We start from the raw sequence: 11,987 nt of genomic DNA on the forward strand, positions 1-11,987 counted from the left end.
AAGGCACACGGAGACGCGGCGTGCGGCAGAGTAAGTCCAGTCGGGGGCGAAGATCATGTCCCCATCCTTGCTTTTATTCGTGGGATAAGGATCGTCGCGATTGATCGTGCCCGCAATGGGGCAGGACTTCGCGGCAATCGGGGCTCAAACGGCTGGCGGTGACGTCAAGCCGTTGATTTTTCAGCCCATTCCGGCAGGGGATCGAGTATTGCCGGCTCGCTCAGAGCAGGCATGCGGGGGGCGGGCAACTCACGGCGGTCGGTGCCGCGCGCGCGACGAGTCTTGATGCCGCCGGGGGCGTGGCCGAGCGAAGCGAGCCTGCGCCTTTGCTGCGGAGTGAGGGCGGGCCAGATCACGGCGCGCTCTGTTTCGCTGAGGCTGCCGAACTCGTCCTGGTGAGCGATACTGCGGGTTTGCACCTCGAAAATGCGCGGGTCGATGGGCTCGTCCAACTGCGCCATGCCGGTGAACAGCACGGCGGCAGGTTGCGGCGACAATTGCAGATTGCGCTCGAAGTAGACGATGATTTCGCCCAGTTGCAGATCGGGCAGGGCGGCCTGCACCTTGCGGATCGCTTCCTGGCAGGTGCGCTGTTTCTGTCGGGCGGTAAGGCCGTGGATATAGGCGCGGACGGATGGGATATCGAATCGCTCGCCGTCGATGACGCCGCCGACGGGGTAACGGCCGACGCAGCGTTGGCAGATCCACAAGATGTCTGCGCCTCGGGCGACCTCATAGGTGAGGCGCTGGTGCGTCTGACCGCAAAAGCCGCAGGTGCTGTTGAGGGTCACGTCATCCGCTATTGCCCAGGTAAAGGACCAGGCCTTGGGGTCGCCCACAGCCTCGTTGAGCGTATAGCGAAATCGGGACATCGGCATGTTCAGCCTCTTCGTTCGTTGCGCGAGCCCAATCACGGGCGCGTGACCCAAGACACGAGAACCACGGCAACCTCTGGGCCACTGGGCAACGAGATATGTCAAAAGCTGGGAGATTTGGTGGCCGAACGGCCTTCCCTTTTGCGCCTTTGCCCCGCCGCAGCCGCAAGAATGCCTGACGTCACAATAGCATGCGGCGTTTCTCGTTCCATACCAGCTCAGCAGGAGGGCATGCGTGTAGCGGCAGCATTTAATTTGTGATGCGGCGATTTTGACACTCATCAATGCCAACGGCGTGGGGATCGCCATCCTACAGGTCTACTCTGGTCGGAGACTGCCATGCGCCACCTGCCTATTCTCCTGGCCCTGTGCCTTATCAACCCTGCCATGGCAGCTATGGGAGACACCTGCTCCGTGGCGCCATCATCGACTGATTGCGCGCTTGCCGCGCTTGAGACCGCTTCGGCGCAGGGCAATCCGGCGGCCAAGGTGGAGCTGGCGCAGACGTTGCTGAAGGCGGGGACACCGGGAAGCGCGGAGCGGGCGGTGCGGCTGCTCTCCGGCGTCGCCGAGCGGGGCGATGCCTGGGCGGCAATCGTGCTCGCCAATCTTTATCGGCAAGGCGAAGTGGTGGAGCAGGACGGTGCCAAAGTGGTGGCACTGCTGGAGCCGCTGGCCGAGGCGAACAATGCGGGCGCGCTGACGGGGCTTGGGGAGCTTTACCTGACGGGGTCGCGCAACACGCCCAAAGATGTGCCCTTGGCGGCGGAGTTCTTCGACAGGGCGGCGGCCACGGGCGATCTCTGGGGCAAGTTTCAGTTGGCGTCGCTGCTGATTGCCGGCGAGGGTGTTCCGCGCAATATCGATCGTGCCGTCGGGCTTCTCGAGGAGGTGAGCGAGGGTGGCGACCCCTGGGTGCTGATTACGCTCGGCGATGTTTATGCCAAGGGACTGGCGGAGCCGGCTGAAAAGGCCATCGCCTATTTCGAGAAGGCGGCCGCGAGTGGCAATACGGCTGCGATGACCCGGCTGGCTCAGGCTTACCAGATCGGGCTTGGGACCGAGGCGGCGGATCAGGCGAAGTCGCGGGCGTACTGGGAGGAGGCTGTGGCCAAGGGGGACAGCTTTGCCGGTATTAACCTTGCGCGGCTGTTGCTGGACGATGGCGACAAAACTTCGGTCAATCGGGCGGTCGATCTGCTTGATGAGGGGGCTGCGCGTGGCGAGGCATGGCCGGCGACGATTCTCGCAGATCTGCTGGTGCGCGGAGATAAGGTGCAACAGGACGCCCAACGGGCGGTGAATCTGCTGACGCCGCTTGCCGACGAGGGCAATCCGGCGGCGCGGGTGGCGTTGAGCGACATCTATGCCACGGGAGCGGGGAGTGTCGCAGCGGACCCGACGCGTGCCTTTGCCTTGATTGAAGACGCTTATGCGCAGGGGGAGGCCCAGGCGGTGAGCCGGCTGGGTTTCATGCTGGTGCGTGGAGAGGGGACAAAAAAGGATATTCCGCGGGGGCTGGGCCTGCTGGAGAAGGCGGTATCGGCCTCGACTGATCCCTGGCTCGCTATCGATGTGGGTAGCCTCTACGGGGACGGCAAGGCAGTGCCGGCGGATGGGGACAAGGCAATTGCCATGTTCAAGAAGGCGGCCGATCTCGGTAGTGCGGCGGGGCTGTTCCGGCTGGGCGTGAGCTATCGGGACGGGGTGGGCGCGGTTGGGCCAGACCTGGTGATGGCGCGGACTTATCTCGGACAGGCTGCGGAGATGGGGGACAATGCTTCGCGCGTGACGCTGGCGCAGATGCTGCTCAAATCCGAGGTGCGGGCCGATGTCGACAGGGGCGTTCTGCTGCTCGAGGCGGCGGCCGGGGACCACGATGTCTGGGGCACGACAAGTCTTGCGGCGCTGTTGCTTGATGGACAGGTGCTGCCGAAGGATGGCGAGAGGGTGCGGACGCTGCTCGAACCACTGGCGCAAGAGGGAAGCGCCGCGGCGCTGGCCATGCTGGGCGATCTCTATGTGAAGGGGGCGGAGCCCTTGCCGGCAGACCCGAAGGCGGGACGGGACTATTATGAGCGGGCGGCGGCGCTGGGCGAACTTGGGGCCAAGAACAAGCTTGGGCTGATGTTGCTGGCCGGCAATGCTGCGCCCGCCGATGCGCAGCGTGGCATTCAACTGTTGCGTGAAGTTGCCGAGGCTGGCGATGGCTGGGCCAAGATACAGCTTGGCGATGCGCTGACGCAGGGCGGTGCCGTTGATGTCGATGCCATGGCGGCGCGTGACTATTATCAGGCGGCACTGGATCAGGGCATTGCGGCAGGGGCGGTGAAACTGGGGCTGCTCTATCTCAATGGGGCCGGAGCGCTGCGGCCCGATCCGGCCAAGGCCGCTGATTACTTTGAGCAGGCAGCGGCGGATGGAGACGACCTGGCGCGAATTCAACTCGCGCTGATGCATTTCGAAGGGCGTGGGGTGGCCAAGGACGAGGCGCGTTCGCTGGCCTTGCTGGGCGATGCCGCGAAGGGAAGCGCCTGGGCCAATGGGATACTCGGCGGCTATTATGCCGATGGTCGCTATGGCCAACCCGACTATCAGAAGGCGAAAGACTATTTCGGTAGCGCCGTTCGCCTTGGCGACGACAGTGCCAGCTTCCGGTTTGGCGGGCTGCTCGCCTCGGGGCCGCTGTCGGCCAAGCATCGCGAGGAAGGGCTTGAATTGGTGCGCGAGGCGGTGGCGCAGGGTGTGCCGGGCGCAGCGGTCGAAATGGCGCGTCTTGAAATGATGGGCTTGGCCGGGACTGACGGCGGCAAGGCGGCGGAGGAGCGGCTGCTGGCCGAGGTGCGGCGCGACAATCCTGCGGCACTGCGTCTCCTGCTGCAGCTTTATCGGGCGGGTGGAGGCGGGCTGTCGCCGTCCATCCCCAAGGCAAAGGCGTCGCTCGATCAATATGGCAATCTGCTGCCACCGGAGGCGGCGACGTTTGAAAGCATGGCTCTTTATGCCGCGGGGCCGCCGACGCTGACGGCCATGCAGGCGGTGGGAGACAGCTTTGACAGGCTTGGCGCAGGAGATGTCACGCAGGCGGTGCAGATGCTCTTCTGGAGCAACAAGAACGCCTATGTCTATGTGCTGCAACAGCAATTGAAGAAGGCGGAACGCTACGGGGGAGCGCTTGACGGCCGGCTCACGCGCAACACCATCGCGGCGTTCAATGCTGCGTGTCGGGAGAGCAATGCCGAAACGCAGGTCTGTTCGATGGGGCCGCTGACACCGGACTATGCGGTGCTGATGTCCAAGCAGATCGGCAGCTTCGATACGGGCGGGGCGGTGAACTAGGGCTTTGCGAGCAGGTCGAGCAGCGCGGGGTAGACCAGTTCTACATTCGCGCCGCGCTCTCGCGTGTTGATCATGTCGTGAGGCAGGCGAGCGCTGAACGGGAGCGTGGTGACGGTCGGCTCGACGCCCTGATCCTGCCAGTAGGCTGCAATCTCGAGGGTTTGGCGATTGTTGACGGCGACATCGGCGTCGTTGAGGAGGATCGCGATGCGGGAAGCGGCCGGCGGCGTCGTTTGGGCGGCGGCGTGGACTTGCCAGCCGACGAGCATGATTTCGGTCAGGGCGTGCGTGGTCGGCAGGGCGTGGGCGATGGCGGCCTTCTCCGGCGTCGCGTTTTCCAGAGGATTCCAGGCGAAGATGATGTTGGGCAGGGCGCGAGTGACGTTGGTGCTGGCCTGCATGGCCCAGGTCGGGACCACGTAGGGGCCGAAGAAGGGCGAGATCAGCACGGCCTGATCGACATCGGACCGGAACTGTGCGGCCCAGGCAGACAATGTGCCGCCGGCCGAAAGGCCCATGACGGTGACGTCGTCGCCAAGACCCTGAGCCAGATCGAGCGCTGCATTGGTGTGCGCGATGAGGCCGTCGGCGGTGAAATCGTCGAGGTCGCTCGGCGTGGGGCTCGCAAGGCCGTGGCCGTGCATGCGGGGCAGATAGACGTTGTAGCCCATGGCGAACAGTTGCTCGGCAAGGGCATCGGCCTGGGCGGGGCAACTGGTGAAACCGTGGAAATAGACGATGGCACGAGCCACTTTCCGGCCATGTGTCAGCAGCCGGGAATGGCAGAACGGGTCCAGATCGAGACCGGCTTCCTGTTTTTCGACGGCGGCAAAGGCGGCCGTGGCCTGCTCGTAGGTCATCGTGGTCTCGTCATTGGGCGCGGAAATAGTCGGGGTGTCGATTGCGGTGTTTCCAAACCAGAAGAAGGCGACCCCAAGACCCGCGACCGTGACGATCGCCAAAGCCATGGCGACACGCGGCACTGCGGGGTTTCTGCGCAAGGGTGCGGCCCTGCCTGGGTTTGGGTGCAGCCGTTTGAACAGCAGCGCGATGGCCATGCCGGCGACGGACATGAGCAAGACGCCCGGAAAGCCGGTTGTAATCAAGGTGAGCGAGGTGATGAGCTGGACCTGTTCCAGGCGCTCCGGCAGCGGCGGCAGGTTGCTCCATTGCCGTTGCAGGAGTTCGGCGAAGGTGATGACGACGGGGTAGGACAGAAGGCCGGCAAGGATGCCGGCGACGCCGCCGCGCATCAGGGTGACGGCGCGGGGTAGCCCACAGAGCAGCAGCCACATGAGAGCGCCGCAGGCGCCGGCGCCGACAGCGAGGTTGAACCAGGTGACCTGGCCGTCGTCGTTGAGAAGGTCGCCGCTGATGCTGAGGCCGATGGCGGGGGCGATCACCAATGCGGCAAGGGCGAACAGCAGGCCTGCAGTGAGCGATCGGCGGAGGGTCAGCCGAAAGGGCTGGGGGTCAGCGCCCGGCACTGTCATTGGGCGCGTCCGGTATTGCTGGAGAGGACGGCCTTGAGGGCGGTCATCTTCTGGGCGTCCCAGCCTTCCGGTTCGACCAGGGCATACCAGCTGTCGGCGTAGTCAGCGGGGGAATAGACGTGGCCGAAGCCAATGGGCGAGGTGTTGGAAAGCGCCATGTCCATGGCGAGTTGCAGGAAGGTGATGATGGGGTACCAGTGGAACTCGGGGGAGACGCCTTCGCCGCGCTCTCCTTCCATCCAGGCGGGTGCGCGAAAGATGGTGTCGTAATCGAAGAAGACGATGGGATCGCTCGGATATTGCAGGAAGGCGATCCGCATCGGGCCCCAATTTCCACCGGGTTCGGCAAGGTCTGCGCCGCGATTGGCGAAGCGGACGCTGGAACTGTCGCCGAAGACGGGACGCCATTCCGGGGACTGTTCGGCGCGATTTGCGGTCGACCAGCGCCAGACCGTGCTGGTGAAGGGCGGACCCACCCAGAGCGCGCCATCGAATGGGGCGGCGAGGACATCGAGGAACATGGTGGAGGCCTGGGAGCTGTTGGCGCCGAGGCTGAGGCCGTTGAGGAACAGCCGCGGACGCTGATCAGCGGGGAGGGCGCGCCAGTAATTGTAGACGATGTCGAAGAGCGCCTGAGCCGTCGATTTGCCCTCATCGGGCTCGACCAGCAGCGAGAGGGGGCTCGTGAGGTAGGAATACTGGATGGCGACGCTCGCGACATCGCCATCAAGAAGATATTCGAGGGCGTCGATGCTGGGCGGGTCGATCCAGCCTGTGCCCACGGGCATGATGATGACGAGGGTGGAGCGGTCGAAGGCGCCGACGCGCAGCATTTCGGCCAGGGCCATGTCGGCGCGTTGTGCCAGGGTCTCGGCCGAGCGGAGGCCGACATAGGTGCGTAGGGGCGTGAGGGCTGGTCGGCCGGTGACGGCCTCGATGTCTGCCTCTGTCGGTTGTGTTTCGATATAGACGCGACCATCGCGGCCAATGGAGGTCCAGGGAACGAGCGAGGCCTCGCTGCCTGAGCGAAGCGGATCGGTAGGCGCCGGATTGCCGGTCAGGGCGACGACGGCATCGATGCGCAGGAAGGTTTCGTCTGCAAAGTTCAAGAGGCCGCGCACCAGGACGCCATTAACGAGGAGGCCTGTCACGATGCCGACGACGATGATGCCGGCGAGTGTGGCAGCGCGGGGCGGCATGCGGGTGCGCAGGAGGGCGGCGACGCGCTGGGTTCCGCGGGTGAGCAGCGTGCCGATGGTGACGAAGAGCAGCGCCGGGACGAGCGCCAGCAGAATGACGAGGAAGACGTGGCTATCGTCCATCGGTTCGAGCTGCATTTCAGCGCGGACCGTGTTTTGCCAGCCGGTGTAGCGATAGAGGCAGATCAGCGCGATCACGCTCGAAACGGCGAGCAGCCCCCAGTGGAGCCAGCGCCGGACCGTGAGATTGGCGGGATGAAGCTGCAGGTAGGTCCAGAACCAGAAGAGAATGGCGCCGACGGCATAGCCTACCGCGAAGACGCAACCGGATAGGAGGCCCTGGACGACGGCGGGACGGGGGATCAGGGACGGCGTAAGCGACAGCGCGAAAAACAGGATCCCGACAATCAGGCCCGCCTGCGAAATGTAGGACCCTATTCGTTCACTCAGACGCATGGCAGGCTCACCAAACTACTGTTGGCAATTAGCTAATCGCAGAATGGCCGGACGTAAAAGGCGCGCTTGCCGTTTGCGGTGAAATAGGGACGGGCGGCCAAGGTGCGGGATTTTGCGCACATCGAGAATGACTTGTGCTTTCAGTATGGTCGGGGCGAGGGAGTGGTCGCGGCATGATGTTCCATCCGGTTGTGGCGAATGTTCTGGCGGGGATCATCTTCGCCCTGGGTGGCCTGCTGGCGACCTATTTTGGCGGATTGCCCGTCGCCGCGTTCTTCGGAAGCGAAGGCGGGGTACATTGGGCCGATATCGCCGCGGGTATTTTCGTGGTCGGGACGCTGGGCTGGTGGGCGCTGGTGGGACGGACCGGGCGGCCCTCGCTGCTTCGTGGCGCGATCGCCGGCGCATTGACGGGCATCTTGTCCTATCCGGTTGTGCTCGGGATTGCCGAGTTGTTCAGGATTTCGCCCGAGATTGACGGGGCGCTCGAGCAAGCGGCGGCGGTGAGCCGGCTCAGCGGGTTGGGTCTGCTGACGACGGGGTTTGCCGCGGTGCCGACGATGGCTATTGCCGGAGTGGTCGCGGCGCTGCTGTTGCGCCGGTTTTATCCAGGGTGGAAGGGGGCTGATCCGGCCCTGAAATTGCTGCGTTGGGCGGGAATGGTCTTGCTGGCCTTGGCCGGCGCCCTACTGGTGCTTTTTGTCTGGCTTACGCTAATGCCGCTTGATCTCGAGCGATTGGGAGGGGCGGGGGGAGACGCCGCAGCGCCAAGCTACGAGGAGGCGATTGCCAGCTTTGAGACGTCGCGCCAGCGCGAGGATCTCATTCCGATCAATCCCAGATGCGCGTCAAAACTGCTTTTGCAGGAGAGTCGCACGGCTCCGACCATCATTTTCCTCCACGGGCTCACCAATTGTCCGGCGCAGGCCGATGAGTTGGCACCGCTGCTGTTCGGGCTTGGCTACAATGTCTATGTGCCTCGCTTGCCGGGGCATGGAGAGCTCGACCGCATGACCACGGCATTGGCTGGCCTTGATGCGGAGGACTACGTGGCGGCGGCCGAGGAGGCTATTGCGATCGCCCGGGGGCTTGGTGGCGAGGTGACCATCAGTGGTCTCTCGGCGGGCGGGGTATTGTCCGCATGGAGCGGCCAGCAGCGGGCCGATGTCGACCATGCCATCGCCGTGGCGCCGTTTTTCGGCCCCCGCGTCGTCCCCACCTGGGCCAATCGGGCGGCCACTAACCTTCTCGTTTGGCTACCCAATATGATGATCAGCTGGGATCCGCGAAATCCGGAAGGCTCGCCTGACATGGATTATGCCTATCCGCGCGTGGCGACGAGGGCCATCGGGCAGTTCATGCTGATCGGGGAGGTGACGGAGGGCCTTGCGGCCAGAAATGTGCCACTGGCACAGAAGCTCTCGGTGATGATCAACGAAGCCGATACCGAGGTGAATGACCGCCTGATCGAGCGGCTGGTGGCGGCATGGCAGCGGCATGACAGGCAGGTCGATGTGAAACTGGTGCCGCTGGCTCTGGGCCTGCCGCATGATCTCATCGACCCCAGGCAGGAGCATGCCAATACGGCAGTGGCCTATGGCCTGTTCGTCGAGATGCTGGGCGCCGCGCCCTAGCGACCAAAGTCTATCTGGTCATGGCTGGTGTCGTCCTGATTGTGGGCTGAGGCGCTGAACAGCCAACGAAATACCGGGGAGACAAAATGGCCGATACAACTTCCAGCCTGCGCGATGCGGCGCTGCATTTTCATGAGTTTCCCAAGCCCGGCAAACTGGAGATAGTGGCGACGAAGCCCCTGGCCAATACGCGCGACCTATCGCTGGCCTATTCCCCGGGTGTTGCCGTTCCATGCGAGGAGATCGCGGCCGATCCGCAGGCGGCCTACAAATATACGTCCAAGGGCAATCTGGTCGCCGTCATTTCCAACGGCACGGCGGTACTCGGGCTGGGCAATATCGGGGCGCTGGCGTCCAAGCCAGTGATGGAAGGCAAGGCGGTTCTGTTCAAGAAATTCGCCGGGATCGACTCCATCGACCTCGAGGTGAACGAGCAGGACCCCAAGCGCTTCATCGAGATCGTGGCGCCGCTGGAGCCGAGCTTTGGTGGCATCAACCTGGAAGACATCAAGGCGCCGGAGTGCTTCGAGATCGAAGAAGCGCTGCGCGAGCGCATGAATATCCCGGTGTTTCATGATGACCAGCATGGCACGGCGATTATTGTTGCCGCCGCGGTGATCAATGCCATGCGGCTCGTGCGCAAGGATATCGGCAAGGTCAAGATCGTGACCTCCGGGGCTGGCGCCGCGGCCATTGCCTGTATGAACATGCTGATTGCCGTCGGGGCCAAGCGGGAAAATATCTGGATTGCGGACTCCAAGGGGCTCGTGACCAAGAAGCGCGACAATTCGGTTGATCGCTGGCGTGGGGCTTTTGCGCAGGACACCGAAGCTACGGAACTCAGCGAGGTGATGGCTGGCGCCGATATCTATGTCGGGCTTTCGAAGGCCGGGGCGCTGAAGCCGGAAATGATGAAGGATATGGCGGAAAATCCGCTGATCCTGGCGCTCAGCAATCCGGTGCCCGAGATCATGCCCGAATTGGCCAAGGAAGCGCGGCCGGATGCGCTGGTCTGCACGGGACGCTCGGACTATCCCAACCAGGTCAACAATGTCCTTTGTTTCCCGTTCCTCTTCCGCGGTGCGCTCGATTGCGGGGCCACGATCATCAATGAGGAGATGAAGGCCGCCGCGGCCTATGCCATCGCGCAACTGGCGCATGAGCCGGGTCTGGAAGCGACTGCGCACGGCGTGCCGGCGATATTCGGGTCGGACTATCTCATCCCCAACCCCTTCGATCAGCGGCTGATCCTGCGCATCGCGCCGGCTGTGGCCAAAGCTGCGATGGAGAGCGGCGTCGCGGCGCGGCCGATTGCCGATTTCGATGCCTATCGTGACCAGCTCCGCCGCTTCGTTTTCCGCTCGGGCATGGTGATGAAGCCCATGATCGAGCAGGCGCAGAGCGGGGCCAAGCGTATCGCCTTCGCCGATGGCGAGGATGAGCGGGTGCTGCGGGCCGCGCAGGTGATCCTGGAAGATGGTATCGGCAAGCCGATCCTGATCGGGCGGCCCTCAGTGATTGAAGCGCGGCTGGAACGGTTCGGGCTGACCATTCGGCCGGGCAAGGATTTCGAGGTCATCAATCCCGAGGACGATCCGCGCTATCGCGATTATGTGGCCGAGTTCCACTCGCTGGTGGGGCGCAAGGGGGTGACGCCGGATACGGCGCGAACGATTTTGCGCACCAATAGCACGGTGATCGGCGCCATGGGGGTGCGGCGGGGCGATGCGGATGCGCTGATCTGCGGACTGCAGGGGCGGTTCATCAAGCATGCGCGCGATATTCATTCGGTCATCGGGCTGGCCGATGATGCCAGCCAGCTTTCGGCACTATCGATGCTGCTGCTTAATCGCGGCGTGTTCTTCCTCGCCGACACCTATGTGAATATCGACCCGACCGTGGATGAGCTGGTGTCGATCACGTTGCAGGCGCGCGACCACCTCAAGCGGTTCAATATCGAGGCCAAGGCGGCATTGCTGAGCTACTCGAATTTCGGATCGCGCGAGGGCGAGACGGCCGGCAAAATGCGGGCGGTTTATGAGAAGCTCAAGGCGGTGGCACCGGATCTGGTGGTCGAGGGCGAGATGCAGGGCGATCTGGCGGTCAATGCCGAGTTGCGCGAGCGGTATATTCCGGACTCGGTGTTGAACGGGGAGGCGAACCTGCTGATCTTCCCAAATCTTGAGGCGGCCAATCTTTCGATGACGCTGCTCAAGGAGCTCAATAACGGGCTCCATATCGGGCCGATCCTGATGGGGACGCGGCAGCCGGCGCATATCGTTGCGCCGACCGTGACCAGCCGCGGTCTCGTCAATATGGCGGCTATTGCCGCCGCCGAGGTTGTCGGCAAGGAGGCCTAAGCCTGGGAGAGCAGGAGCCAGATGAGGACGAGGATGCTGGTCAGGGCGCCATTGAGCGCCATGGCTATGCCTGAGAAGGCGCCGGCAACCTCGCTGACCTGAAAGGCTCTTGCCGTGCCGATGCCGTGGGAGGCAACCCCCACGGCAAAGCCGCGCGCGGCATAGTCCTTGATTTTGAGGGCATTCATCAGCGGGGTGACGATGACAGCGCCCAGAATGCCGGTGAGGATAACCAGCACCGCGGAGAGGGATGGAATGCCGCCGAGATTGCGGGCGAGTTCCATGGCAATCGGGGCGCTGGTGGATTTTGGTGCGATCGAGGCGACGACGTCGGCGGGCGCGCCAAAGGCCATGGCAATGGCGACGGCGCTGCCCATGGCTGTGAGGGAGCCGGCAATCAGCGCGCCGCCAATGGGGAGGAGCGAGCGCCGGACTTTCTCAAGGTTCTTGTAGAGGGGAATGGCGAGGGAGACGGTGGCCGGGCCGAGGAGGAAGTGTACGAACTGGGCGCCCTCGAAGTATTGGGCATAGGAGGTTCCGGTCACCTGCAGCAGGGCGATGATCAGGATGCCGGCGATGAGGACGCTATTGGCCAGCGGCGTGCCGCCCAGTCTTGCCGAGATGGCGAGGG

At 63.8% G+C, this 11,987-nt stretch carries 7 protein-coding genes; 3 read left to right on the forward strand and 4 right to left on the reverse strand.

Annotation, left to right across the window (positions count from 1 at the left end; translation table 11 throughout):
* Nucleotides 1-164: 164 nt before the first annotated feature.
* Nucleotides 165-878 carry a hypothetical protein gene (locus ABW043_RS00725; RefSeq protein ID WP_353919329.1) on the reverse strand — a complete coding sequence of 238 codons (714 nt, stop codon included), beginning with the start codon at nucleotides 876-878 and terminating at the stop codon, nucleotides 165-167.
* Between the two features lie 336 nt (nucleotides 879-1,214).
* Here ABW043_RS00725 and ABW043_RS00730 point away from each other — a divergent pair, with 336 nt between their 5' ends.
* A complete protein-coding gene (locus tag ABW043_RS00730; RefSeq protein WP_353919330.1) occupies nucleotides 1,215-4,214 on the forward strand; it encodes a tetratricopeptide repeat protein in 3,000 nt (999 codons plus the stop codon).
* Here ABW043_RS00730 and ABW043_RS00735 read toward each other — a convergent pair.
* Together ABW043_RS00735 and ABW043_RS00740 are read right to left on the reverse strand one after the other, a co-directional pair.
* Nucleotides 4,211-5,707: an alpha/beta hydrolase gene (locus ABW043_RS00735; RefSeq protein ID WP_353919331.1), complete on the reverse strand. Its 1,497-nt coding sequence runs from the start codon at nucleotides 5,705-5,707 to the stop codon at nucleotides 4,211-4,213. The genes ABW043_RS00730 and ABW043_RS00735 overlap by 4 nt on opposite strands.
* Nucleotides 5,704-7,362, reverse strand: a complete 1,659-nt coding sequence (locus ABW043_RS00740; protein WP_353919332.1) for an alpha/beta hydrolase — start codon at nucleotides 7,360-7,362, stop codon at nucleotides 5,704-5,706. The genes ABW043_RS00735 and ABW043_RS00740 overlap by 4 nt, the downstream gene beginning before the upstream one ends.
* A gap of 173 nt (nucleotides 7,363-7,535) precedes the next feature.
* Between ABW043_RS00740 and ABW043_RS00745 the strand changes: the two genes are divergently transcribed.
* Both ABW043_RS00745 and ABW043_RS00750 read left to right on the forward strand, forming a co-directional pair.
* The gene (locus ABW043_RS00745; RefSeq protein ID WP_353919333.1) at nucleotides 7,536-8,996 is read left to right on the forward strand and encodes an alpha/beta hydrolase; all 1,461 of its coding nucleotides are present in this window, start codon (nucleotides 7,536-7,538) and stop codon (nucleotides 8,994-8,996) included.
* An 86-nt stretch (nucleotides 8,997-9,082) separates the two neighbouring features.
* Complete coding sequence (locus tag ABW043_RS00750; RefSeq protein ID WP_353919334.1) at nucleotides 9,083-11,356, forward strand: NADP-dependent malic enzyme; 2,274 nt, start codon at nucleotides 9,083-9,085, stop codon at nucleotides 11,354-11,356.
* On the opposite strand, the gene ABW043_RS00755 is transcribed toward ABW043_RS00750, so the two are convergent.
* Nucleotides 11,353-11,987: LrgB family protein (locus tag ABW043_RS00755; protein ID WP_353919335.1), on the reverse strand; the 635-nt coding region annotated here is incomplete at its 5' end. The two genes, ABW043_RS00750 and ABW043_RS00755, sit on opposite strands and share 4 nt — an antisense overlap.

It is taken from the genome of Devosia sp. (assembly GCF_040509215.1).
In the GTDB taxonomy this organism is placed as follows: Bacteria; Pseudomonadota; Alphaproteobacteria; order Rhizobiales; family Devosiaceae; genus Devosia.